This window comes from Thermovenabulum gondwanense, assembly GCF_001601575.1.
In the GTDB taxonomy this organism is placed as follows: domain Bacteria; phylum Bacillota; class Thermosediminibacteria; order Thermosediminibacterales; family Thermosediminibacteraceae; genus Thermovenabulum; species Thermovenabulum gondwanense.
Window position 1 is genome coordinate 123690 of record NZ_LOHZ01000042.1, and the last position, 23820, is coordinate 147509.

Genomic DNA, 23820 nt, shown 5'->3' on the forward strand with positions numbered 1-23820 from the left:
CTCCTTATCCCATCGCTTTTCTTACCGCCTCTACAACTCTATCCGGCTGGAATGGCTTTACAATAAAATCCTTTGCACCTGCTTGAATAGCTTCTATTACCATAGCTTGCTGTCCCATAGCGGAGCACATAATTATTTTTGCCTGAGGGTCAAGGGATCTGATTCTTTTTACTGCTTCAATCCCATCCATTTCAGGCATTGTAATATCCATAATTACCAATCCGGGTTTTAATTCTTTGTATTTCTCAATAGCCACCAGACCGTTTTCGGCTTCTCCCACAACCTGAAACCCATTTTTTGATAATATATCTTTTATCATCATTCTCATGAAGGCTGCATCGTCGACTATCAAAATCCCAGACATAATTTATCATCCTCCCAATCTTATTGAATAAGGCTCGCCCTTTCAGAAGAATTTAATATCTCGGTAATTCTTACGCCGAAATTTTCATCAATTACTACTACTTCCCCTTTTGCAATAAGTTTTCCATTAACAAGAATATCTACCGGTTCCCCGGCTAACTTATCTAATTCTATAATAGAACCCGGGCCTAAGCCAAGTATTTCTTTGATTTTTTTCACTGCCTTCCCAAGCTGAACCGAAATTTCCAAAGGAACATCCATTATGAGTTCAATGCTTGCCTTTTGGTATGAACCCTCTTCAGAAGAAAATTCCTCTAACTCCACAGGTTTTACAACTATTTTTTCTTTCTTATCCATAGACGATTGCTTTTGCCCTTCATATTCCATATCCGGTATTGTTTTCGCATCTTTCTTAATATCTTCATCAATTACCGATGAATCCAACGTAAAGGAAGTTAACTCTTTTACCAGGGATTTAGCAAACTCTATCTTCATAAGGAGCATTATTTCACTTTTTATTAATTCTCCCACTTCCATTATAAAAGAAATCCTAACAATCGGTTCGTCTTCTTTAAAATAACTTTCTAAGGAATCTTCTGAAAGCAAAATTCTTTTTACTCTGGGGGGCGAAATATTTATAGGTTTTTTAAGCATGGTTGATAGAGAAGTAGCTGATGATCCCATCATTTGATTCATTGCTTCTCCAACAGCGCTCAACCTAATTTCATCAAGTTCAAAATTAATATTCCTTCCATCCCCTCCCATCATTAAATCGGCGATTATTTTTGCATCTTCTTCTTTGATAATTAAAATATTACTGCCCTCAAGCCCTTCGGTATAATCTACCATTACGGCTATAAAGGGTATTGAATAAATCTCTTTCAATTTATTTATAGTAGTAATCATGACTTCGGGAGTCGTTATTACTACTTTATGTCTCAAAATAGTATAAAGAGTGGTGGCTGAAGTGCCGATTGAAATATTGCCAAATTCGCCTAAAATATCCTTCTCTTCCCTTGATAAATCCTTAATTTCAGAAGGTGTATTCATTCTCGCTATTAATTCATTTATTTCATCCTGTGAAAGCATCCTGTTTTCATCCATAATTCTCATTCCTTTCATCAACAAACCTGGTAACCTTTACAGCGGTTTTTTCGTTTTTCTTCCCTATTATGCCTTTAAATTTTAAATTTCCTTTCACGTAAATATCGATTTCCTGCTTTATATTTTTATCCAGCTGAATAACATCACCGACCTCTAAATTCAAAAAATCCCTTACAGAAATTGTGGCTTTACCAAGTTCCGCTCTTATTTCCACAGATACATCTTCAATCTTTTTATTTAATTTTTTCGAAAAAATATCTGACACTTCCTTTGAAGATGATAGCCATGCTTTTGTAGAAAGTTTGGGCATAATCGGTTCAATTACAATAAAGGGTAAACATAAATTAATCAATCCTTCTGTTTTTCCCACTTTTATATTAAATGTAATCAAAGCTGTAGCTTCATTTGGAGACACTAACTGAATATACTGGGGATTTGTTTCTATTTTTTCTAAAGTCGGGTGTACCTCAAAAACATCTTTCCAGGTTTCTTCTATTAATTTAAGTATTCTTGAAAAAACCTTTATAATCAAGTTTAATTCTATCTCGGTAGGCTCTCTCGGCTTATCCTTGTATTCTCCAATGCCTCCAAGCATTCTATCAATAATTGCATATGCAAGTTCCACACTCGTAACCATCAACACCGATCCTTTAAGAGGAGAAAAATCCACTATCCCTATTATGGAGGGGTTAGGAATTGACGAAGAAAACTCGGCAAAAGGCATTTGATCCACATGAGAACCGCTCATCTGGACCAAAGTCCTAAGCTGGGTAGTTAGATAGTTTATTAAATGCCTTCCAAAATTCTCATGAATCACTTTTATTGAATTTAATTGTTCCTTTGAAAATTTATTTGGCTTTCTGAAATCGTAAATTTTTACCTTTTTTTCCTGGGATTCCTTCTTTATCTCATCGGCTTTTATTTCTCCTGTAGTAAGAGCTGCAATTAAGGCATCTATTTCACTCTGGGATAAAATATCTGACAACCTTTTCCCCCTCCTTAATTCACAATAATACTATTAAAATACACATCCACAATCTTTGCTTTCTCCAATAATTTATTTATATTATTCTTGATTTCTCCCCTTAATACCTCCATGCCATTGCTGTTTTTTACTGATTCAAAGGTTTTTGCCCGAAGAATAGAATAAATCCTGTCGTTTATTTCGTATTCTCTCTGTTTTAATTCCTTTTCCGCATCTTTACCTTCTAATAAAAAAACAAGAGAAATTTTTATATACCCGTGATCGGCAAGATTTGTTAGAAATTCACCGGCCTGATAAGGTGCAAGAACTTTTTTTTCTTCTTTTGCTTTATCCTGAAATAAAAAGTTTTTTGTTAAAAAATACGCCATAAAGGCAGAAACAATCATTAAAATAACAACAATAAAAACTATTATAAGAATTCTCCTCATTCCTTTTTTTTGCGCCATTTCTGCCATTTATAACTCCTCCAACTCTTTATCTTAATTCGGTTCTTGCATTTCTAAACTGGATTTTAGAATAATTATATCCACCCTTCGATTTAAAGCCCTATTTTTGTCGGTATCGTTGGGTACAACAGGTCTATATTCGCCGTACCCTGCAGCTGAAATCTTTTTTGGGTTTATCCCGTGAACTTCAATAAAATATCTTACCACATTTACCGCTCTTGCAGTAGACAATTCCCAGTTTGAAGGAAATTCCCTCGTATGTATAGGGACATTATCGGTGTGTCCCTCTACCCTTATATGATGATTGCTATCTTTTAGTATCGGGGCTATCTTATCTAAAATCTCCTTAGAGTTATCCTTTATAACCGCTTTACCCGAATCAAATAAAGCCCCCTCTAAAAAACGTATAGTTAATCCTCTTTCATCCAAATCTACCTTAATACCTCTTAAATTATTGGACTCAATTATTTTTTCTATCTCGGTCCCTATCTTTTCAAGTTCGGTTTTTTCTCGTTCTGCAACGTAATTTTGTCCCGTACCGCTTTCAATGAATTCTTGTTTATAATATGTCTTTCCCCCTTGTAAAATCCCCAAAGAGCCCTGGAGAGAAGTCATAGCTAAATCGAATTTTTTTGTATCTATACTTGATAAAGAATAAAGCAGTACAAAAAATATAAGTATTTGTGTAATAAGATCGCCATAAGTGGTCATCCACAAAGGGGATCCAGGACCCTTATCGTTTTCTTCAGATCTTCGCCGTCTGCCTGCTGGCATTAATCTCACCGCTTTCCGGAGCTTTCTTAACATTTATATTTTTTCTCATCTTTGGTGCCAAAAAGGCCTTTAGTTTCTCTTCAATAATTCTCGGATTTTCCCCCGCTTGAATGGAAAGTACTCCTTCAATCATTACCTCTTTAATTAAAATTTCCTGTTTACTTCGAACTTTTAATTTGGCCGCTATTGGAAGGAATAAAAGATTGGCCAATATGGAACCATAAAAAGTCGTAATTAATGCAGTGGCCATACCCGGACCTACTGCGCTGGGATCGTCAAGTCTTTTCAACATATTTATCAGTCCAATAATCGTTCCAATCATACCGAATGCCGGTGCTAAAGCACCCATTGTTTCAAATAAACTCTGTCCTTCTTTATGCCTTTCTTCCAGAAAAGAAAGTTCTGTTTCCAGAATATTTTTAACCAGTTCCGGATCTGTTCCATCCACCACAAGTAAAATCCCTCTTTTTAAAAAATCATCCTTTAACTGGGATGCGCTGTCTTCAAGAGCAAGCAACCCCTCTTTTCTTGCTATATCCGCTAAATTTACAATAGTTGAAATAACTTCCTCTGCTTCCAGCTGTTTCTCAAAAAACACTATTTTTAAAATCTTTGAAGTTTCTATAACCTTTGAAAAGGGAAAGCTTATAAAAACAGCCCCAATTACACCTCCAAACACTATTAAAAAAGATGGAATATCTACATATGCCGATAAACTTCCTCCCATGTAAATTCCCCAGGTAAGAACCGCAATACCTCCGATCATCCCAAGCAAAGTAGCCCGGTCCATCAATATTCACATCCTTTTAATATTTTTCTTTTATATTCAATAATCTTTGAAATAATTACCATGGGAGGTTCTTCCACCAAATAAGTTTTATCATTGGTAAGCTTTATTACCGTATCGGGGGTGGATTCCACCGTTTCAATCAATTCGGCGTTTATATAAAATTTTTTACCATTAAGCCTTGTTACTTCAATCAAAAGTTCGCACCTCTTTTCCGAAAGGCCCGGGCCATTTTTGGTCCAGGCCCTTTTATAAATCAGTTAAATTTTTATCTTTTTAGATTTACCAAATCCTGAAGCATCTCATCGGAAGCGGTAATTATCCTTGAATTTGCCTGAAACCCTCTCTGGGTAATTATCATCTGGGTAAATTCTTCGGCTAAATCCACATTGGACATTTCTAAAGAACCGGGAGAAATGGAACCCCTGCCTCCGGTGCCGGGCAAACCGATCTGGGGCACACCCGAGTTTGCCGATTCTCTAAACATATTTTTCCCGGCTTTCATAAGACCCGAAGGATTATCAAAATTGCACAGTGCAATTTGGGCCAACTCTTGATTTATACCGTTATCAAAGATCCCGGTAATGGTTCCCGATGAATCAATCGCAATACCCAAAAGTGTTCCCGCAGCATAACCATCCTGATAGGAAAGATCTACCGTCGTTTCCCTTGCATATTGAGTAACACTTGAAAAATCCAGTGTGATTTCGGAAACACCGGATATGCCGGTAATTTCTAATTGATAAGAATTATTTGAATTTAATATTCCATTTTCATTAAACTGCAATTGACCTGTATTGTTAGGAACGTTTATATTATTATTTGGATCAACATTAATTGCAAAATCCCAGGTATTAGGAGTATTGGTTTTTGTAAAGGTTATGGTTAAATTGTGAAGATTTCCCAGTGAATCATAAACTTTAAACGGTATTACATAGCTGGTATTTTCAGGATCGGCGGCATTCAGGTTCTTGGAAAAAGATATCTTGCTCGTGGCTTTAGCCTGCATCATCATGCCTTTTTTAATATTTATAGTAGATATATTTTGGGGAGTTTTTGATTGAGCGTTCTGCCAGCCCATTACTTTATAACCGGTAGAAGTGTTTACAAAATTTCCTTCTTCATCAAATCCAAAATTTCCAGCCCTGGTATAATATCTTTCCTGTCCATCGGTAACTACAAAAAATCCATCTCCTTCAATTGCTAAATCGGTCATATTGCCCGTAGTTTCAAGGCTTGAGGGAGAATGAATTGTTTCTATTGCTCCTATAGCCATCCCAAGGCCTACCTGCAAGGGGTTTGTTCCTCCTCTTGCATTTTGAGGTGCTGAAGCCCCTCTCATGGTTTGCGCCAGAGCTTCCTGAAAGGTTACCCGGCTTTTTTTATAACCTACCGTATTTACATTGGCAATATTGTTGCCAATTACATCCATTTTGATTTGATGATTTCTGAGGCCGGTTACACCGGCAAACATTGACCGCATCATGACATATTACCTCCGTATAATTTATTTTCAATTACCTAAGTTTCTTCAGTGCCGGAAACCCCTCGGTCTATCGGAGTTTCATGAGCCTCCATAACGCGGTCCAGCTCATATTATCACGGCACCGTCGATGTTAGTAAAAACATTTTCTTTTAGATTTTCCTCATCTATTGCAGTAATTACAGTTTTATTTTTTATGCTGACTATGAAAGCCATTTTATCCATGATTATCAATGACTCCTTAACTCCTTTTTCTTCAGCTTTACTTACAGCATTTTTAAGTTTATCCCATTGCTCCTGGCTCAAATTCATGTTTCGCAATTTCATTCTCATAGCTGCATGACCTGAAATTTTTAAATCCAGTTTTAATTTTTCTTCTAATATTTCTTTAAATTTGCCATCGGATTTTACCTTTTCTTGTTTTTCAACGGTGTATCTGTTTTTATCAACTTTTTCGATAATTGTACTTGATGGAGTCATTAAGTCCGAAATTTTTATGAAATCACTCATTTTCTCATCTCCAAAAGACCTATTTTATTACTTTTACACCGGATAATGGTACTTTTACTTCTTCATCTCCTATAAGTAAACCTATTTCATTATTATCAACAACTATTCCCCTTACCTCTCCGGAGTACTCCTTTTCTTCATATACAGCTTTTACTTTATTTCCTATCAAAGAAATGCTCGATAAAAAGCTCAATTCTCTTCTCATTTCCTGAATCTGTTCTACTTGAGTAAAAGTAGCCAGCTGTGCTATATATTCCTTACTATCTAAAGGTTCCAGAGGATTTTGATTTTTTAATTCGGTAATCAAAAGCTTTAAAAATTCATCCTTCCCCAGGTTTTTTGTAACTGAATCCCTTTTACTTACCGAGGTATTCATAACCTGGTAAGGAGTATAAATTTGTTCTACCAAATAAATCACCTCCCATTAAACAAAATAATCTATGTTGCTTTGGCTTAAACTCCAAAAATATAAATTTTTACTACCTTTGGTAATACCTGTAACATCGAAAGGCTCTTTTGTATCTTCAATTTTAAAATTATTCTTATGTTTAGTTGCTTTGTAAAACCAGTCCCTTCCCCTGCCGGAAAAGTCGTTGTAAAATCCCATTTCATTTTTAATATTCACTAATTCTATGTTTACATCCTCAAAACCCCGTTTCACTATTTGGCTTTTTAAATTATTAAGCCCTGCCTCTAAATCTTTTCTAACAAAGGGATTTTCTACAAAGATTTGAGCCTTTAAATTTTTTTCTTCATTTATTACTTTTATTATCATTTCTCCTAAATGATCGGGTTTTAACCTGATATGAAGCTCTTTTGATTTGTCCTTAGCAATAACCGATATTTTTTCTATCAGTTCTTCAAAAAAGTTAGAATCAATTTTATCTTTTTCTCCCCTTACAAGTATTTCATCTTTATTCACCGGTTCCAAAGAAGTAGTTAAAATTCCTATGTCTTCCTTACTGAGCACCGGCAAGACTGTAGATTCTTCTATTCTTAAATCTTCGGAAAAAATCTTTCTATAATTTGAAGAACCGGGGAATATTTCTTTTAATATTTTTATAACATTATTTTTGTCACTGCTATCCGTGAATTCAAGTTTATCATGATATCCCGGGGTGATTTCTACCGGTCCATCCCTTTCGCTTTTTTCTCTACTCATTTTTTCAAGAAATCCTAAGCTTTCTTTGTGAACATATTCATTAAATTTCTCTTTTATTGCGGCTTTTTCTACATCCTCAACACCCAAAATATCTAAAAACCGGTTAAATTTTTCATCAAAATCTTTTTTGGTTTTGCAATCCGAAATTATATCCTTCAGTAAAAGCCAAATTTTTTCTTCAATTTCTTTACCTTCATCTTCGCTATTTAATTGTAAATGAGTAATATTTTCTGGTATTTTTACCTCATCCTGAATAATATTAATATCCTGACCTTTAGAGGCTTCAGGAAAAAAATTCAAATAATAAGATGAAAGTAACATCCAAAGTATGTTTTCTTCCTGACCATTGATTTCGCTTTCCTCATTAATGAGACCTATTTTCTGTTTAAGTTCAACTTCCATCAATTTATTGAAAAATTTACTATTGTTACTCTTAATCTTATCTATCTTCAGACTAACAGGATTAATTTTCTGCTTGTTCGGATTGCAATTAATACAAACCACTGTTTTATCCATTTTCTCACCTCCTTTCTCTAACTGAATTATTTAAAAAGAAACTCTATAAATTTCCCAGTTTTTTGGTAATCTCCGCAGCTTTTTTGGGTTGAATAGAGGATAAGATACTGGAAACCGATTCCTTTTTCATATTAGATAATATTTTTGTCACTTGATCCACGGACATTTCTTCAAATATTTTGGCAGCACTCGAAGGATCCATTAATTCATAATAGGAAGCAATGTCTTTCATTGCCTTTTTGTTATTCTCCAATTTATTATTTTCTTCCTCTATATACGCTTGAAGTTTTTTTAGTTCCTCTTCTTTTTTTGACAATTCTTCTTCCTTTTTCAAAATTTCTTCTTCTTTCTGCTTTAACAGCTCTTCCTTACTTTTTAGCTCATCTTCTTTCTGTTTTAAAAGATCTTCCTTCGAAAGCAGGGTACTATTCGAGTTAGTTTCCTTAATTAAGTTCTTGGTAAACGGGAGTTTCTCCAAAATTGACAGAACCTTAGGATTTAATTTTGAAGGATCAGCAGATTTTACGATGAAATATAAGGTAAAAAGAAAGGTAATTATAAACAATATTAATAAAATAAAAACTGTAATTTTAAATTTATTTGAAGACATTAATTCGATTCATCCCTTCTTGAAAAAACAATTATAGCATGCTCATCCAGATTCTTTTGCGCCTGTTTCCCGTATTCTTCCAGAAAAAGCTTGAATCTCTTTTCTTTTAAAATTTCCAGAATCCTTCTTTCCCTTTTTGCATTCAAAAATTCATTTAAAGCACAATCGTACATTCTTTGCGCTTCTTCTACCTTTTTTCTCTGCTTATACGTCAATTCAGATAATTTTCTATAAAAATTATCAAGATTAATTAACTCGTAAGCTTTTATAGAATCTACTTGTCTCGAGGTGCTTTGGAGTAAAATTTCGCCTTTAATACCTTCCAGATAATCTAAAACATATCTTTCTTCTTCCAACCTCTTTTTTGCTTTAAAAAGTTCTTCTTTTTTTAAATTTTCTATAACCATTTTAGCATTTAAAAGTTTTTCCAATTTAAATTTAAATTTTTTCATTCTATTTCATCCCCGGAAAAAATATCTTTTAAAAGCGCAAAGGTTTCTTCAAAGGTTGATTTTTCATTTATTTCCTGTTTCAAGAAATTATTCACCCTATCAATATATCTTAAAGCTTCGTCTATCTTAGGATTAGTGCCTTTTTTATATGCACCTATGTTTATTAATTCTTCCGCTTCCTTATATACCGAAAGGATGTTTTTTACCCTTAAAGACAATCTTCTGTGCTCTTCCGTTATCACTTCATCCATTAATCTGCTAATACTTGATAAAACGTCAATTGCAGGATAAAAATTCATGTTTGCGAGAGTTCTTGAAAGAACAATATGGCCATCCAAAATCCCTCTTACGGCATCAGAAATAGGTTCATTAAAGTCATCCCCATCTACAAGAACGGTATAAATACCAGTAATGGAGCCCACCTTTCCCCTGCCCGCTCTTTCCAGTAATTTGGGAAGTACGGCAAAAACCGAAGGCGTATAACCCCTACTAACCGGTGGCTCGCCCGCTGAAAGTCCAACTTCCCTTTGAGCCATTGCAAATCTCGTAATAGAATCCATCATAAGCATTACATCCATCCCCTGATCCCTGAAATACTCAGCTATGGCAGTAGCGGTAAAAGCTCCTTTCGTTCTTATCAGAGGAGGGTTATCGGAAGTTGCCACTACAACTACCGAGCGTCTTAAACCTTCTTCTCCCAGGTCCTTTTGAATAAAACTATTAAGTTCTCTACCTCTCTCGCCTATCAGGGCTATAACATTAATATCTGCCTTAGAGTTCCTCGCTATCATCCCAAGAAGCGTACTTTTTCCTACTCCACTTCCTGCAAATATCCCTATTCTTTGTCCCTTACCACAGGTTAAAAGTGCATCAATGGCTCTTACTCCTAATGTCAAAGGCTCTTTTATAGGTTTTCTATCAACGGGATTAGGGGGATTATTATTCAGAGGATACTTTGTTAGATTCTTGATTGGACCCTTACCATCTATAGGATTGCCTAACCCATCTAATATTCTTCCCAGCAGGTTTTCCCCTACCGGAACCGAAAGCTTTTCCCCTAAGGCAATCACATCCCAACCCGGACCAATAGATTCTATATCCGCTAAAGGCATTAATATAATTTTATCTTCGTTGAATCCCACTACCTCCGCTAAAATACTTTTACCACTTTCCTTCGAATAATAAGGGGATATTTCACAAAGCTCCCCAATTTCAGCAATAGGACCCTCCGCTTCCATAGTAAGTCCAACAATTTTCGAAATTTTACCCTTTGGTCTTATCGTTTCTGTGTTTGCTATAATTTTTCTATAAAATTCAAAGTTTTCTTCAATCATATATCAGCTCCATCTCTTTCAATTTTTTTTCTATTATATTTAGCTGGGTTTTTATGCCCGCATCAATGGTAAACCCGGAATTTTCCAATATAAGGTCTCCCTTTTGTAAAGTAGGATCGCTTATAATTGAAATTTTTTTGTAACCTGTTTCTCCTTTTATTTGTTCTAACTTATCCTTCAAAATATCATAATCAGAGGGCGATAATCGAATTAATATCTCCCGATCTTCCCTTGCTTTTTTTAAACCCTTTTCTATAAGTCCTTTTATATAATCGCCGTCAATTTCGATAATTTTCCCGAGAATTTTTTCTGCAATGTACAGGGATAATTTTAAAGCCTGCTTTTCGATTTGTTCTAATTTTTCCTGGTAATCCAAAAATAAATTCTTTTCTAATTCTTTGAATTGATTAAGATAAACGGAAAAAAGCTCTTCCCCTTTTTTCCTACCCTCATATATTCCTTTATTATAGCCTTCATGGAAACCTTTTTCATAAGCAGATTTTAAAATTTGTTCTTTTTCATTTTCTGCTTTAGTTAATATTTCCTCGGCTTCTTTTTTAGCTTGAGAAATTATTCTTTCCTTTTCCTCCTCAGCTGATTGTATGAGTTGCTTTTTTAAAATCTCCTGTTCAAAGGGATCAATAATGTCTTCTTGTCTTTGATGAACCGGTAATTCCGCAAGGTTCTCACGATTATGTACTTCAAATAAAAATGTTTTACCGTTTTCCAATTTTACCGGATTATCGTAAAGTACAATCCTTTTCAATACCTTAGACAATTATCTCATCTCCTCCGCCGCGGGAAATTATAATTTCACCCGCATCCTCGAGCTTTCTTATAATAGCAACTATCTTTTGCTGTGCCTCTTCTACATCCCTCAATCTTACCGGTCCCATGTACTGTAAATCTTCCTGTATCATTTCAGCCTGGCGCTTTGAAACGTTAGAGAATATTTTGTTTTTGACCTCCTCGCTGGAACCTTTCAAAGCAAGAACCAGATCCTGATTATCCACTTCACGGAGTATTCTTTGAATAGTTTTATTGTCAAGGGCAATAATATCTTCAAAAACAAACATTCTGCGTTTTATTTCGTCAGCAAGTTCCGGGTTTTCCATTTCAAGCACTTCAAGGATATTTTTTTCTGTGGTTCTATCAACGTTATTTAATATATTTACTATAGCCTGTACACCACCCGCATTGGTAAAATCCTCCATGACTACCGAGGCTAATTGTTTTTCCAATACTTTTTCAATTTCAAAAATAACCTCAGGAGAAGTTCTGTCCATCATTGCTATCCTCTTGGCAATCTCCACTTGCTTTTCCGGAGGTAAATTTGAAAGTATTTTTGCCGCCTGTTCAGGATGAAGGTATGTTAAAACAAGAGCTATGGTCTGTACGTTTTCATTTTGCAGGAAGTTCACAAGTTGAGCCGGATCGGCTTTTCGTATAAAATCAAAAGGTCTAACCTGTAGAGAGGAAGTGAGTTTGTTTATAATTTCAAAGGCTTTTTGCGTACCCAGGGCTTTTTCTAAAATTTCCTTGGCATAATCTATTCCACCCTGAGTGATATAGTCGCTGGCAACAAACATGGTTTTAAAATCATCAAAAACAGATTTTTTTTCTTCATCGGTCACTTTCCGCAAACTCGCGATATCTAATGTCAATTGCTCGATTTCTTCTTCCTTTAAATATTTATAGACATTTGCCGCGAGTTCAGGCCCAAGGGAAGCGATAAATATTGCTGCTTTTTGTCTCCCTGTAAGGCGGCTTATAGGCATATCAAACACCTCACTCTTCATTCAGCCAGGATCGAATTATCTTGGCAACATCTTCCGGCCTATTTCTTACCAGCATTTCTATATCTCTCGTTCTATTTTTTTCTTCAAGGATATTTAAATCTTCTTTTTCCTTTGAAGAAGTTGCAGCTTGTTGTAAGATAAGTTGCTGGGCTAGCTTTTCTTCCATTGCCCTTTTTCTCGCTGTCAATAAACGCCTTGCAATCACAAAAACTAATATTAATGCAATAGCAGAAATTACTAAAATATATAACCTCTGCCTTGCCTGACTTTTCTTATCTTCTTCCATTTGCTTGGCCAGGGATTCTGTTAATGATCTTTCAAAAGTCATTCCTTCAACTGTAATAATATCTCTATTACTGTCAAAGCCTATTGCACTTCCCACTAAGGAAGCTATTTTATTTTTCTCTTCATCGGTCAAATTCCTGTTAATAACCACAGATACCGTTAATTTTTTAACCGCTCCAGGTGCAATGGTAATATTTTCAATAGACTCATTTAATTCGTAATTTTTTACCGTATCCGTTTTTTGATAACTTGATGAGCCACCTTGATTTTGTTGCCCTTGATAACCGGGTATTTGTGAAGTTGTTCCGGGGACACCCACCGGGGAAGAAGAATTCCCGCTAAAATACTCCTTAATTTCCTGGACGCTTCGTAATATTCCTTCTCCGGACTCTGGATTCGGCGAGGTAAACAATTTGTTTTCTACTACCTTTTTATCAAAATTCAATTGAGCATTTACTCTAACAGCAACGTTCCCGGGACCAAATATTTGTTCCAAAAGGGATTGAACCTTTGATTGTAAATCATTTTGAAACTTGTATTGTACGGCAAATTGAGAGTCTACAATTTGCCTTGAATTATCCTCCGAGAGGGATATATTGGAAAGTACTCTCCCATACTCGTCCACAATTGTTACGTTTTCAGGTTTCAAACCTTCAACTGAATGGGAAATTAAATTTATAATACCCTTTACCTCTTCTTCTTCCAGTTTTTCTCCAGGTTTTAATTTTAAGAATACCGCAGCCGACGCTTCCTTTTGGCCGGATGGATCGATAAAAAGAGTTTTCTGGGGTATAACAAGATGCACCCTTGCCTCTTCTACCTGATTTAATTCTTTTATGGTTCTTGTTAATTCTCCCTGAAGTGCCTGATTATATCTCACCTGTTTTTCCCACTCTGTCATGCCGAGATTCATTTTCCCAAAAATATCATTAAATCCAATCTCTCCACCACTTGGAAGTCCTTCTTGAGCAAGAGAAAGACGAATTTTATAGACATCCTTAGATTCAACTTCAATAGTTTTTCCAGAATCAATAAGTCTGTATTTAACCTTCATTGCATCAAGCCTTTTTACTATTTCGCCCGCATCTTTGGTATCCAAATTGGAATATAAAACGGCATACTGGGGTTTTGTAATAAAATAAAAAAGTAAAAAAACGGAAAGCAATACTATAATCGTTCCGCTTATAAATCTAATTTTTTGAGTTTTACTTTTACTTTCCCAGAATTCTATGATTCTTGTTTTAATTTCTTCAAAATTCATTTATTTTCCACCTTTACCCTTATATCTGCATTCTCATTATTTCCTGATATGCTTCAATAGCTTTATTCCTGATTTGTACGGTAAGCTCCAGAGAAAGTTTTGCCTTTTCCGCAGATATCATCAGATTGTGGACATTTACATCATTACCCAGTAAAAAGTCATTTGCCTTATTTTCATAATCCTTTTGCAAATCGTTTACCCGGTTTAATGCTTCTTTTAAGAAATTAACAAATTCTGAAGAAGAATTTTCTTCCTTTCGTTGATTTAAACCTATTGGATTTAAAGATACCTTTTCTATTCTATTTATTTCCAATTATTTCTCCTCCCATATAATTTTTTATCCTTTTCCAATTTCCAGTGCTTTACTTATCATATTCTTGGTGGAATTTATCGCGGTAACATTAGCTTCATAACTTCTTGTTGCAGAAATCATATCAACCATTTCTTCTACAATGTTTACATTGGGCATTCTTACATATCCCTTTTCATCCGCATCAGGATGAGCTGGGTCATATACTATTTTAAATGGCCTTTGGTCTTCTATAATGGCCGCAACCCTCACACCTTTTCCGCTATAATTTATCTTATCCCTTAATATTTCATTAAAATCCGAACTTTCATTCATTTCTTGAAAAACTACCATTTTTCTCCTGTAGGGTTCACCCTTCTCCGTCCTCGTAGTATCCACATTGGCTATATTGCTGGATATTACATCAAGCCTTAATCTTTGAGCTGTCAAAGCCGAAGCACTTATTTCCATTGATTTAAAAATACTCAATTATTATTTCCTCCCTTCATTTATAGCAGTCCTTAACAAGGAAAACTCTTTTGAAACCTGCTCCACCAGTACATTATAAGACAGGCTGTTTTCTGCGAGTTCCACCATTTCTTTTTCCACATCTACATTGTTACCATCTTCTCTGTATGCGGTATTTTCCTCACGATAAAGTACAGGCTTCAAGGTTAAAGGGGAATAGATCTTTTTAATATGTCTCTCGTTTGTAGTAGATAAAGAAATTTTATTGTTTTTACTTAAAAAATCCCTTAAATAATCTTCGAAAATCACCTTTGTTTTTTTAAAATTTGGTGTATCCGCATTTGCTATATTATTAGCGATTACCTCATTTCTCAGCCATTTTGCATCTAAAGCCTTTTCCATTAAGGAAATATTCTCGAAAATTCCCATAATCTGCACCTCTTTTAAAAACTAAATACACTATATCCCTAAATTAAAAAATTACTACTTTTTTTTGCAATTTCCTGCAACATCAAGAAAATATATAAAAAATTTGTAAAAAAATGCAATAAATTCGTTTATAAAATATTATATCATAACAAATTTTTCTTTTATACGACAAAATTATTAATAAAAAAACAACCTACCGTGGAAAATAGGCTGCCTTTTAAAAATTATTCGGCAGCCTGGCAGCCATAGCATGATATGCCTTAGGCCCATAGCTTTGCGTCCCTGCCTTTCGACAGGTTTGCCCTTTTCGACATTTTTCTATAATGTTTTCCTTAATTAAATTATATTATTATAAATTTAATTGTAAATAATTTTATTTATTTCCATAAATAAACTTAAATTAATCATAAAAAAATGCGTGAATTGCTTCACGCATTTTATGAACGCATCTTTTTCAATTCATCAATAAGTTTATCGTTGAGCACTTTAATATATGTTCCCTTCATTCCAAGAGATCTCGACTCTATAACCCCTGCACTTTCAAACTTCCTTAAAGCGTTGACTATAACAGAACGGGTAATCCCGACCCTATCCGCTATTTTACTGGCTACCAATAAGCCTTCATTTCCATCCAATTCCTCAAATATATGCTGAACAGCTTCTAACTCCGAGAAGGAAAGAGTTCCAATTGCCAGTTGAACCACTGCTCTTTTTCTCGCTTCTTCCTCAATTTCTTCTGTCTTAGAACGTAAAATCTCCATTCCAACTACGGTGGCACTGTATTCTGCCAGAACTAAATCCTCATCTGTAAATTCTTCGCCAAATCTCGCAAGTACAAGTGTTCCGAGCCTTTCTCCTCCACCATTAATGGGAACAATTGTAACAAGTTTTTCGGGATGAGGGCATTTTACTTCTCTATCGAATACGCATTCAATTTCCTCCTGGGGTATATTAGAACGAGTTTCATGAATTTCAAGAAGTTTATCATTGTATTCCTTTGGAAACATTTTTTCTTCAATTATTTTGTTTTGTATGACATCACAATCATAATTTTCGAGAATTGAATAACCTAAGACTTTCCCTTTTCTACTGGCTACATAAGCATTGGCATTTAATACCTCAGTTAAAATTTTACAAACCTCACTAAAATCAACCGGGTACCCTGCAGACCTCTGCAGCAATTTATTGATTCTCCTGGTTTTTTCTAATAATTCTTTACTCATTATATCTCCTCCTTTAGATTTTATAAGATATACATACTTAAATCTTTATCTTCGATTATGTCACTTAATTTTTTTCTCACATAATCGGCATTTATATTAATTTCTTTTTCAATCACATCCGGTGCTTCAAAAGAAATATCTTCTAATAATTTTTCCATAATTGTATGTAAGCGTCTTGCTCCTATATTCTCCATATGTTCATTCACATAGGCGGCTATTTTTACTATCTCATCTATAGCATCTTCAGAAAATTCTATTTTTATTCCTTCAGTTTCCAATAATGCCTTATATTGTTTAATAAGGGAATTTTTAGGTTCAATAAGTATTCTTTTTAGATCCTCTTTAGAAAGGCTCTTTAATTCTACTCTTATTGGAAAACGCCCCTGCAATTCAGGTATTAGATCCGAAGGTTTTGAAATATGAAAGGCTCCTGCTGCAATAAACAAAATGTGATCGGTTTTAACAGGTCCGTATTTGGTTACAACGGTGCATCCTTCAACAATAGGTAGAATGTCCCTTTGCACCCCTTCTCTGGAAACATCAGGTCCATAACCTTTTTCCCTGCCCGCTATTTTATCGATTTCATCTATGAAGATAATACCGGTTTCTTCAGCCCTCGAAATTGCTTCATTTATTACTTCATCCATATCAATCAGTTTTTGAGCTTCTTCTTGAATCAATATTCTCCTTGCATTCTCCACCGTAATTTTCTTCTTTTTTTTCTTTTTGGGAAATATGTTCCCGAATAAATCCTGAAAATTTATACCCATATCCTCGGCACCGGCAAAAGAGAAAACTTCTAAAAAAGGTGTCTTATTGTCATCCACTTCAATTTCGATTAATTCTTTGTCAAATTCTCCCGCTTTAATCCTTTCTAAAATATCCTTCCTTTTCTTCCTGGCTTCATTAAGCCTTCTCTCAAATTCTTCATCATCCTCATATGTATTTTTCTGAAAAGTGCCAAAAACCATTTCAAAAGGATTTTTAATGTTAGAGGTTCTGGAAGGATCGGGCTCTAAAATTTCTGCAATTCTTAATTCTGCCAATTCCTTGGCTTTATCTTTAACTTTTTCAATCTTTTCCACTTTAACCATCCTGATGGAGGTTTCCACAAGGTCTCTCACCATAGAGTCCACGTCTCTTCCCACATATCCGACTTCGGTAAATTTTGTAGCTTCTACTTTCACAAAAGGAGCGTTAACTAATTTAGCAAGTCTTCTTGCAATCTCGGTTTTCCCTACCCCTGTTGGGCCAATCATTAAGATATTTTTCGGAATAATATCTTCCTGCATTTCCGGAGGTAACTTTTGTCTCCTTATCCTATTGCGAAGAGCAATTGCTACACATTTTTTGGCTTCATCCTGTCCTACAATATACTTGTTCAATTCTTCTACTATTTTTTTTGGTGTAAAATCTTCCATATGCTCACCTCCTTATAGTTCTTCAACACTTATATAATCATTGGTATAAACACATATTTCAGAAGCTATTTTCAAGGATTCTTCTACTATTTTTTTCGGTTCAAGCTCTGTATATTTTGATAAAGCTCTTGCAGCAGCCAAGGCATAAGGGCCACCGGAACCAATCGCAGCTATCCCATCATCCGGTTCAATTACTTCACCGTTCCCCGAAATAATCAGTATGTGTTCTCTATCCAGAGCTATTAAAAGTGCTTCCAATCTTCTCAGCATTTTATCGGTACGCCATTCCTTGGCAAGTTCTACCGCAGCTCTTAGTAAATGTCCGTGAAACTCTTCCAGTTTTCCTTCAAATTTTTCAAATAAAGTAACAGCATCAGCCACTGAACCTGCAAATCCTGCCAGTACCTTCCCATTGTACAGTTTTCTGATTTTTTTTGCATGATGTTTCATAATGGTATGCTCACCAAAAGTAATCTGCCCATCGCCCGCTATAGCAGCACCTTTTTTATTCACCATCGCCACTATAGTGGTAGCTCTCATCATTTATAAAATCACTCCTTTTTTTATGAGGAAATGCTTTCTCGTAGACCTCTTTAAGCCTTTCTTTTGTCACGTGTGTATATATCTGAGTGGTAGAAAGGCTCGTATGTCCCAAAAGTTCCTGTACGGTCCTCAAATCTGCACCATTTTCCAAAAGATGTGTAGCAAAAGTATGCCTTAGTGTATGAGGAGTAACCTTTTTAATAAAGGAGAGTTTCTTCACATATTTTTCTACAATACGCCTTATACTCCTGTCCGTTAATCGGGTCCCATTTTTATTCAAAAATAAATGTTCCTCTTCCCCGCTCTTTAAAAGAACCGGTCTTGAAATTTTTAAGTAAGTTTCAAGGGATTCTTTTGCTTTTTCACCAAAAAAAACAAGCCGTTCTTTTGACCCCTTTCCAAATACAAACAAAATTTTATTGACCAAATCTAAATCTTTAAGTTTAATATTAGTCATTTCTCCAACCCTGATCCCGGTCGCATACAGTAATTCTAATATGGCTTTATCCCTTATTCCCAAATAAGAATTATCCGGTAAATTCAATAGTTCATTAATCTCATTTGGATATAAAAACTCGGGCAGTTTTTTAGGTAATTTCATACCCTGGATGTGCACCGTCGGATCATTTTTAACTACTTCTTCTTTCAAAAGGTATTTGTAAAAAGCTCTTATTGCAGATATTTTCCTTGCAACAGTTCTTTTCTCCAATCCTTTTTCCCTCAAGTTTGCAAGAAAACCTCTTATCAAAACATAGTCAATTTTGTTTAAAGATTCAATATCAGATATTTTTTTTTCTTTTAAATATTCCATAAACTGTAAAAGGTCTTCGGCATAGGCTTTAAGTGTATTCTCGGAACGATTTTTCCCCTTTAAAAAACTCAAAAAACTATCTATCAGGTATTCCATCCTTATCGCCTCGATTTGAAAAGAGCCTATATTATACTACCATATGAAAGTATATAATGCAATATTAAATTCTAAATTATTTTTAAATTCTTTGTTAATTTTTTTTGAAAAATACATTAAAATTTTGAACTATATTACATTATTTTCCATAATGAAATTTTTTAATACATTGATTGCTCTTTCGCCCAATTTTTCATATTTTATTTTCTTATTTTTAATTTTTTCACTTAAAGGCGGAAGTATTCCAAAATTTGCCTTCATGGGTTGAAAATTTTTTGCATCTGCCGTTGTAATATAATCTAACAATGCACCAATAACTGTTTCCTTTGGAAATACAAGAAGTTCCATACCAATTATATAACGTAAGACATTTATCCCCGCAACGATACCCGATGCCGCTGATTCTATATATCCTTCGACTCCAGTTATTTGCCCTGCAAGAAAAATACCTTTCTTTATTTTTAATTCCAAGGTGGGGTTTAAAAATTTGGGGCTTAAAATAAATGTATTTCTGTGAATAAAACCATATCTCACAAATTCAGGATCCTTCAATCCCGGTATTTTGCTAAAAACCCTTTTTTGTTCCGGCCATTTCAAACTCGTTTGAAAACCTACTATATTAAATAAAGTCCCCTCTCTATTTTCTTTACGTAACTGAACTACTGCAAAAGGTTGTTCTCCCGTTCTCGGGTTTACGATTCCTACAGGTTTTAAAGGCCCAAAAAGAAGAGTTTGAGGACCTCTCTTTGCCATTACCTCTATTGGCATACACCCTTCAAAATATTGGGGCTTTTCAAATTCCTTAAGTTCAACCACTTCGGCATTAATAAGCTCATTGTAAAAATTGTAATATTCTTCCTCGGTCATCGGTAAATTTACGTAATCTTCATAGCCTTTACCATACCTGGATCCCCAAAAGGCAATATTCCAATCTATTGAATCTGCAGTAATTATAGGTGCTGCTGCATCATAAAAATACAGATATTTACTACCTAAAAGTTCCATCAGTGCATAGGATAAATTTTCGGAAGTTAAGGGACCTGTAGCCAATACTGCAGGAGGATCGGGAATTTGAGTAACTTCTTCCCTTATTAGCTCAATATTTGGGTGGTTTTGTATTTCAAGGGTAATTGCATTGGAAAATTTTTCTCTATCTACTGCTAAGGCTGAACCGGCAGGAACGCTGTAATCATGGGCTTTTTGTATTATTATAGAAGAAAGCAATCGCATTTCTTCTTTTAAAACTCCTGCTGCAGTAGTAATTTCCTGAGATCGCAGGGAGTTACTGCATACTAATTCCGCTAATTTATCTGTATGATGAGCGGGGGTCATTTTTTTGGGCCGCATTTCGTAGAGTTTTACTTTAACTCCGTGGTTGGCCAGATACCATGCAGCTTCACATCCTGCAAGTCCTCCACCTACTACCTTTACCTCATACATTTTTTCCACCCTCTTTATCAGGAAAAATTTCTTCATGATTGCATTCTTTGTTGGTACAAACAGCTTTATGATGCCCTTTCACTGATTTTAAAACCATCAAATTTCCACATTTAGGACATGGGATGCCGGCAGGGGGATACCAGGAAACAAAATTGCATTCGGGATAATTCTCACATCCATAAAATTTTTTGCCTTTTTTTGTTTTTCTTACTAAAATTTTGCCTCCGCATAAGGGGCAATTTACTCCGGTATCCTCAACTATAGGTTTAGTGTTTTTACATTCGGGAAAACCCGAACATGCTAAAAATTTCCCATATCTGCCCCGTTTTACTACCATCTTTCTCCCGCAATATTCGCATATTTCTTCGGTTTCCTCATCCTCTTTTAGTTGTATCTTTCCTATCTCTTTTTCAGCAATCCTTAGTTTTTTTTCAAAAGGTTTATAAAAACTTTCAACGATTTTACGCCAGTCTTCATCTCCGGTTTCGATTTTATCTAATTGCTCCTCCATTTCTGCTGTAAAACCTATATCGACTATATCGCTAAAGTATTCTTTTAATAGCTCCGTTACTATTTCTCCCAGTTCCGTAGGTTTAAACCTTCCTTTTTCCTTTTCCACATAGCCCCTCTTTGTAATGGTATCGATTATTGGCGCATAGGTGCTTGGACGACCTATGCCTTTTTCTTCCAGGGTCTTTACCAGCATGGCTTCGGTGAACCTCGGAGGTGGCTGAGTAAAATGCTGCTCGGCCTTTAAGTCTTTTAAAGCCAGCTCCTGCCCTTCAATTAAATCTGGAAGCATCGTTTCTTCTTTTTCCTGTTCCTCATCGGCTCCTTCTATATAGACTACCATAAAGCCTTTAAACTTCATATGAGAACCTGTGGCTTTAAAAATATATTCTCCCGCTTTAATATCCACAGAAACATAATCATATATGGCGGGTGCCATCTGGCTGGCTAAAAACCTTTCCCAAATAAGTTTATAAAGCTTATACTGGTCTTCTGACAGGGAATCCTTTATCTTTTCAGGGGTTCTATAAACGGACGTGGGTCTTATAGCTTCGTGGGCATCCTGTATATTCTTTTTCTGTTTTTGCTGAATCGGAGAATCATTAATAAAATCCTTGCCAAAATTTTCGGCAATGTACTTCTTTGCTTCTAACTGGGCTTGTTCAGATATTCTTGTAGAATCCGTTCGGATATAAGTAACAAGACCCACCGTACCCTCATCTTTTATATCAAGTCCCTCATAAAGCTGTTGGGCAATCATCATGGTTTTTTTAGCGGTAAATCCCAACTTTCGTGAAGCTTCTTGCTGCATTGTACTTGTTGTAAAAGGCAATGAAGGATTTCTCTTTCTTTCTCCTTTTTTAACTTCCAAAACCGTGAATTTTTCTTCCTTTAAGTCATTTACTATTTTTTCCGCTTGTTCCTTATTATTAATAGAAATTTTTTCGCCCTTTTTCGAAAATAGCTTGGCTAAAAAAGTTGATTTGGAAATCTCTTCCATTAATTCTGCATCAATTGTCCAGTATTCTTCTGGCACAAAATTCCTGATCTCATTTTCTCTATCGCATATTAGCCTGACGGCTACCGATTGTACCCTTCCGGCACTTAAACCTCTTTTTATTTTTTTCCATAATATGGGGCTAATCATATAACCCACAAGTCTATCTAAAACACGCCTGGCTTGCTGAGCATTCACAAGATTTTTATTTATTGTTCGTGGGGATTTGATTGAATTAGTTACGGCATTTTTGGTAATTTCGTGGAATTCCACCCGGCAAGGCAAATCCTGTGGGATTCCTAAAAGTTGAGCTAAATGCCAGGAAATAGCTTCTCCTTCCCGATCAGGGTCGGTTGCAAGATATATTTTTTCTACTTTTGAGGCTTCCCTTTTAAGATTATCAATTATAGAACCCTTTCCTCTAATTGTGATATATTTTGGTTCAAAGCCATCTTCTAAATCTATTCCCAATTGACTTTTGGGCAGATCTCTAACATGTCCCATGGATGCAGCCACTTTAAAATTTTTACCCAAAAATTTACTTATTGTCTTTGCCTTTGCCGGAGATTCAACAATAATAAGTGATTTGGCCACAATAACCACCTCAATTCCTTATTACATATCCTCCTGCGATTTGAGAAATTATTCCTTTTAACTGCAATTTTGTTAATATTTCATTAATCTTAGCCGGAGAATAATTAGTTTTAATTCCCAGAATTTCTTTATGTATCGGAGTAAAATCGATAATTTTTAGAATTTCCCTTTCTTCTTTAGATAAACTTAATTCCTCTTTTTTTACACTTGTAGAGTTTTTCCCACTATAAAAATTATTTCCAATATTTAATTCCATTAAAACATCTTCTTCATTTTCTACTAATTTTGCTCCCTGCTTTATAAGCTTATGAGGTCCCTTGCTCATCGGGCTGTAAATCATTCCGGGAACTGCAAAAACCTCTCTCCCCTGTTCTAAAGCAAAATCTGCAGTTATCAATGCACCGCTCCTTTCTCCCGCCTCTACTACTACTACTCCCAGAGATAAACCGCTGATTATTCTATTTCTCGCAGGAAAGTTATAATGAAGTGGTTCGGTGCCTACGGGAAAACTTGTTATGATTGCTCCTTTCTCCGCAATCTCTTGAAATAATTTATTATTTTCGGGAGGGTAAATTATGTCAATTCCCGTTCCTAAGACTGCAACCGTAATACCTTCTACCTTTAATGCTCCTTTATGGGCAAAAGAATCTATACCTTTTGCCAGTCCGCTTATGATATTAAGATTTCTTTCCGCCAATTTTGCAGCTAGATCCTCTGCAACCTTTTTACCGTATTCGGTGGGTTTTCTCGTACCTACAATTGCAATACCTTCTTTTTTTAGAAACTCTTTTTTACCTTTTACATAGATAACCAAAGGTGGGTCGTAGATCTCTTTTAATCTTTGAGGATAATCCTTATCGTCGATTGTTATAATTTTACAACCCATTTTTTCAGCTTTTTCTATTTCTTTTAGAGGATTGAATTCTTTTAAACCAAATAATATTTTTCCTGCTATTTTATCCGAGATATTGGGAATTTTCAAAAGCTCCTCTTTATTTGCTTTTCTCAATTCTTTTAAGCTATTGTACACACTTAAAATACTTTTTGCTCTAATATAACCAATATTCTCTATAAGGTTTAAAAAAATAATAATTTCTTTTCTCTCTTCAATCATTTTAATTCTCCAGT

General features: G+C 35.1%; 27 protein-coding genes and 1 riboswitch. All 27 genes read right to left on the reverse strand.

Going from position 1 to position 23820, the window contains the following annotated elements:
• Positions 1–4: 4 nt before the first annotated feature.
• The 27 genes from ATZ99_RS10095 to dprA all read right to left on the reverse strand — a co-directional run bounded on the left by ATZ99_RS10095 (position 5) and on the right by dprA (position 23806).
• The gene (locus tag ATZ99_RS10095; RefSeq protein WP_281178185.1) at positions 5–364 is read right to left on the reverse strand and encodes a response regulator; all 360 of its coding nucleotides are present in this window, start codon (positions 362–364) and stop codon (positions 5–7) included.
• A 20-nt stretch (positions 365–384) separates the two neighbouring features.
• Positions 385–1485, reverse strand: coding sequence for a flagellar motor switch phosphatase FliY (fliY, locus tag ATZ99_RS10100; RefSeq protein WP_245641373.1), 1101 nt, complete (start codon positions 1483–1485; stop codon positions 385–387).
• Complete coding sequence (gene fliM, locus ATZ99_RS10105) at positions 1460–2452, reverse strand: flagellar motor switch protein FliM (protein WP_068749105.1); 993 nt, start codon at positions 2450–2452, stop codon at positions 1460–1462. Before fliM ends, fliY begins: the two co-directional genes overlap by 26 nt.
• A 14-nt stretch (positions 2453–2466) precedes the next feature.
• Entirely contained in the window at positions 2467–2907 is a 441-nt protein-coding gene (locus ATZ99_RS10110; RefSeq protein ID WP_068749106.1) for a flagellar basal body-associated FliL family protein, read from the reverse strand.
• Positions 2908–2931: 24 nt separating this feature from the next.
• Positions 2932–3672 carry an OmpA/MotB family protein gene (locus ATZ99_RS10115; RefSeq protein ID WP_068749107.1) on the reverse strand — a complete coding sequence of 247 codons (741 nt, stop codon included), beginning with the start codon at positions 3670–3672 and terminating at the stop codon, positions 2932–2934.
• Positions 3644–4462 carry a flagellar motor protein gene (locus tag ATZ99_RS10120; protein WP_068749108.1) on the reverse strand — a complete coding sequence of 273 codons (819 nt, stop codon included), beginning with the start codon at positions 4460–4462 and terminating at the stop codon, positions 3644–3646. The genes ATZ99_RS10115 and ATZ99_RS10120 overlap by 29 nt, the downstream gene beginning before the upstream one ends.
• Positions 4462–4656 carry a flagellar FlbD family protein gene (locus tag ATZ99_RS10125; protein ID WP_068749109.1) on the reverse strand — a complete coding sequence of 65 codons (195 nt, stop codon included), beginning with the start codon at positions 4654–4656 and terminating at the stop codon, positions 4462–4464. The genes ATZ99_RS10120 and ATZ99_RS10125 overlap by 1 nt, the downstream gene beginning before the upstream one ends.
• 71 nt (positions 4657–4727) lie before the next feature.
• Positions 4728–5945 carry a flagellar hook protein FlgE gene (locus ATZ99_RS10130; RefSeq protein WP_068749110.1) on the reverse strand — a complete coding sequence of 406 codons (1218 nt, stop codon included), beginning with the start codon at positions 5943–5945 and terminating at the stop codon, positions 4728–4730.
• A gap of 105 nt (positions 5946–6050) precedes the next feature.
• Positions 6051–6452, reverse strand: a complete 402-nt coding sequence (locus tag ATZ99_RS10135; RefSeq protein ID WP_068749111.1) for a TIGR02530 family flagellar biosynthesis protein — start codon at positions 6450–6452, stop codon at positions 6051–6053.
• A 19-nt stretch (positions 6453–6471) separates the two neighbouring features.
• Positions 6472–6861, reverse strand: coding sequence for a flagellar hook assembly protein FlgD (locus tag ATZ99_RS10140; RefSeq protein WP_068749112.1), 390 nt, complete (start codon positions 6859–6861; stop codon positions 6472–6474).
• A 15-nt stretch (positions 6862–6876) separates the two neighbouring features.
• Positions 6877–8130 carry a flagellar hook-length control protein FliK gene (locus ATZ99_RS10145; RefSeq protein WP_068749113.1) on the reverse strand — a complete coding sequence of 418 codons (1254 nt, stop codon included), beginning with the start codon at positions 8128–8130 and terminating at the stop codon, positions 6877–6879.
• 43 nt (positions 8131–8173) lie between these two features.
• Complete coding sequence (locus ATZ99_RS10150; RefSeq protein WP_068749114.1) at positions 8174–8740, reverse strand: MotE family protein; 567 nt, start codon at positions 8738–8740, stop codon at positions 8174–8176.
• Positions 8740–9192, reverse strand: a complete 453-nt coding sequence (fliJ, locus tag ATZ99_RS10155; RefSeq protein WP_068749115.1) for a flagellar export protein FliJ — start codon at positions 9190–9192, stop codon at positions 8740–8742. The genes ATZ99_RS10150 and fliJ overlap by 1 nt, the downstream gene beginning before the upstream one ends.
• The gene (gene fliI / locus ATZ99_RS10160) at positions 9189–10526 is read right to left on the reverse strand and encodes a flagellar protein export ATPase FliI (RefSeq protein WP_068749116.1); all 1338 of its coding nucleotides are present in this window, start codon (positions 10524–10526) and stop codon (positions 9189–9191) included. The genes fliJ and fliI overlap by 4 nt, the downstream gene beginning before the upstream one ends.
• A complete protein-coding gene (locus tag ATZ99_RS10165; protein WP_068749117.1) occupies positions 10519–11304 on the reverse strand; it encodes a FliH/SctL family protein in 786 nt (261 codons plus the stop codon). Before ATZ99_RS10165 ends, fliI begins: the two co-directional genes overlap by 8 nt.
• Complete coding sequence (fliG, locus tag ATZ99_RS10170) at positions 11297–12304, reverse strand: flagellar motor switch protein FliG (protein ID WP_068749118.1); 1008 nt, start codon at positions 12302–12304, stop codon at positions 11297–11299. Before fliG ends, ATZ99_RS10165 begins: the two co-directional genes overlap by 8 nt.
• A gap of 10 nt (positions 12305–12314) precedes the next feature.
• Complete coding sequence (fliF, locus tag ATZ99_RS10175) at positions 12315–13871, reverse strand: flagellar basal-body MS-ring/collar protein FliF (RefSeq protein ID WP_068749119.1); 1557 nt, start codon at positions 13869–13871, stop codon at positions 12315–12317.
• Positions 13872–13890: 19 nt separating this feature from the next.
• Positions 13891–14184 (reverse strand): flagellar hook-basal body complex protein FliE, encoded by a 294-nt coding sequence (fliE, locus tag ATZ99_RS10180; RefSeq protein ID WP_245641374.1) that lies wholly within the window; start codon positions 14182–14184, stop codon positions 13891–13893.
• A 24-nt stretch (positions 14185–14208) separates the two neighbouring features.
• The gene (flgC, locus tag ATZ99_RS10185) at positions 14209–14649 is read right to left on the reverse strand and encodes a flagellar basal body rod protein FlgC (protein ID WP_068749120.1); all 441 of its coding nucleotides are present in this window, start codon (positions 14647–14649) and stop codon (positions 14209–14211) included.
• Between the two features lie 3 nt (positions 14650–14652).
• Positions 14653–15057, reverse strand: a complete 405-nt coding sequence (gene flgB, locus ATZ99_RS10190; RefSeq protein WP_068749121.1) for a flagellar basal body rod protein FlgB — start codon at positions 15055–15057, stop codon at positions 14653–14655.
• A gap of 227 nt (positions 15058–15284) precedes the next feature.
• A riboswitch (cyclic di-GMP riboswitch) is annotated at positions 15285–15370 on the reverse strand.
• 124 nt (positions 15371–15494) lie between these two features.
• A complete protein-coding gene (gene codY / locus ATZ99_RS10195) occupies positions 15495–16280 on the reverse strand; it encodes a GTP-sensing pleiotropic transcriptional regulator CodY (protein WP_068749122.1) in 786 nt (261 codons plus the stop codon).
• Between the two features lie 20 nt (positions 16281–16300).
• Complete coding sequence (hslU, locus tag ATZ99_RS10200) at positions 16301–17701, reverse strand: ATP-dependent protease ATPase subunit HslU (RefSeq protein WP_068749123.1); 1401 nt, start codon at positions 17699–17701, stop codon at positions 16301–16303.
• 12 nt (positions 17702–17713) lie between these two features.
• A complete protein-coding gene (hslV, locus tag ATZ99_RS10205) occupies positions 17714–18244 on the reverse strand; it encodes an ATP-dependent protease subunit HslV (protein ID WP_068749124.1) in 531 nt (176 codons plus the stop codon).
• Positions 18207–19151 (reverse strand): tyrosine recombinase XerC, encoded by a 945-nt coding sequence (gene xerC, locus ATZ99_RS10210; protein WP_068749125.1) that lies wholly within the window; start codon positions 19149–19151, stop codon positions 18207–18209. Before xerC ends, hslV begins: the two co-directional genes overlap by 38 nt.
• Positions 19152–19280: 129 nt before the next feature.
• On the reverse strand, positions 19281–20591 hold the full coding sequence (gene trmFO, locus ATZ99_RS10215) for an FADH(2)-oxidizing methylenetetrahydrofolate--tRNA-(uracil(54)-C(5))-methyltransferase TrmFO (protein ID WP_068749144.1): 1311 nt from the start codon (positions 20589–20591) through the stop codon (positions 19281–19283).
• On the reverse strand, positions 20584–22692 hold the full coding sequence (topA, locus tag ATZ99_RS10220; protein ID WP_068749145.1) for a type I DNA topoisomerase: 2109 nt from the start codon (positions 22690–22692) through the stop codon (positions 20584–20586). The genes trmFO and topA overlap by 8 nt, the downstream gene beginning before the upstream one ends.
• Positions 22693–22702: 10 nt before the next feature.
• Positions 22703–23806, reverse strand: coding sequence for a DNA-processing protein DprA (dprA, locus tag ATZ99_RS10225; protein ID WP_068749126.1), 1104 nt, complete (start codon positions 23804–23806; stop codon positions 22703–22705).
• Positions 23807–23820 lie beyond the last annotated feature (14 nt).

Excerpts from the sequence above, each read along its gene's own strand:
- ATZ99_RS10095 (WP_281178185.1), bottom strand. The coding sequence starts at position 364 with ATGTCTGGGATTTTGATAGTCGACGATGCAGCCTTCATGAGAATGATG.
- fliY (WP_245641373.1), bottom strand. The coding sequence starts at position 1,485 with ATGAAAGGAATGAGAATTATGGATGAAAACAGGATGCTTTCACAGGAT.
- ATZ99_RS10110 (WP_068749106.1), bottom strand. The coding sequence starts at position 2,907 with ATGGCAGAAATGGCGCAAAAAAAAGGAATGAGGAGAATTCTTATAATA.
- ATZ99_RS10115 (WP_068749107.1), bottom strand. The coding sequence starts at position 3,672 with ATGCCAGCAGGCAGACGGCGAAGATCTGAAGAAAACGATAAGGGTCCT.
- ATZ99_RS10120 (WP_068749108.1), bottom strand. The coding sequence starts at position 4,462 with ATGGACCGGGCTACTTTGCTTGGGATGATCGGAGGTATTGCGGTTCTT.
- ATZ99_RS10130 (WP_068749110.1), bottom strand. The coding sequence starts at position 5,945 with ATGATGCGGTCAATGTTTGCCGGTGTAACCGGCCTCAGAAATCATCAA.
- ATZ99_RS10135 (WP_068749111.1), bottom strand. The coding sequence starts at position 6,452 with ATGAGTGATTTCATAAAAATTTCGGACTTAATGACTCCATCAAGTACA.
- ATZ99_RS10145 (WP_068749113.1), bottom strand. The coding sequence starts at position 8,130 with ATGGATAAAACAGTGGTTTGTATTAATTGCAATCCGAACAAGCAGAAA.
- ATZ99_RS10150 (WP_068749114.1), bottom strand. The coding sequence starts at position 8,740 with ATGTCTTCAAATAAATTTAAAATTACAGTTTTTATTTTATTAATATTG.
- fliJ (WP_068749115.1), bottom strand. The coding sequence starts at position 9,192 with ATGAAAAAATTTAAATTTAAATTGGAAAAACTTTTAAATGCTAAAATG.
- fliI (WP_068749116.1), bottom strand. The coding sequence starts at position 10,526 with ATGATTGAAGAAAACTTTGAATTTTATAGAAAAATTATAGCAAACACA.
- fliG (WP_068749118.1), bottom strand. The coding sequence starts at position 12,304 with ATGCCTATAAGCCGCCTTACAGGGAGACAAAAAGCAGCAATATTTATC.
- fliF (WP_068749119.1), bottom strand. The coding sequence starts at position 13,871 with ATGAATTTTGAAGAAATTAAAACAAGAATCATAGAATTCTGGGAAAGT.
- flgB (WP_068749121.1), bottom strand. The coding sequence starts at position 15,057 with ATGGGAATTTTCGAGAATATTTCCTTAATGGAAAAGGCTTTAGATGCA.
- codY (WP_068749122.1), bottom strand. The coding sequence starts at position 16,280 with ATGAGTAAAGAATTATTAGAAAAAACCAGGAGAATCAATAAATTGCTG.
- hslU (WP_068749123.1), bottom strand. The coding sequence starts at position 17,701 with ATGGAAGATTTTACACCAAAAAAAATAGTAGAAGAATTGAACAAGTAT.
- hslV (WP_068749124.1), bottom strand. The coding sequence starts at position 18,244 with ATGATGAGAGCTACCACTATAGTGGCGATGGTGAATAAAAAAGGTGCT.
- xerC (WP_068749125.1), bottom strand. The coding sequence starts at position 19,151 with ATGGAATACCTGATAGATAGTTTTTTGAGTTTTTTAAAGGGGAAAAAT.
- trmFO (WP_068749144.1), bottom strand. The coding sequence starts at position 20,591 with ATGTATGAGGTAAAGGTAGTAGGTGGAGGACTTGCAGGATGTGAAGCT.
- dprA (WP_068749126.1), bottom strand. The coding sequence starts at position 23,806 with ATGATTGAAGAGAGAAAAGAAATTATTATTTTTTTAAACCTTATAGAG.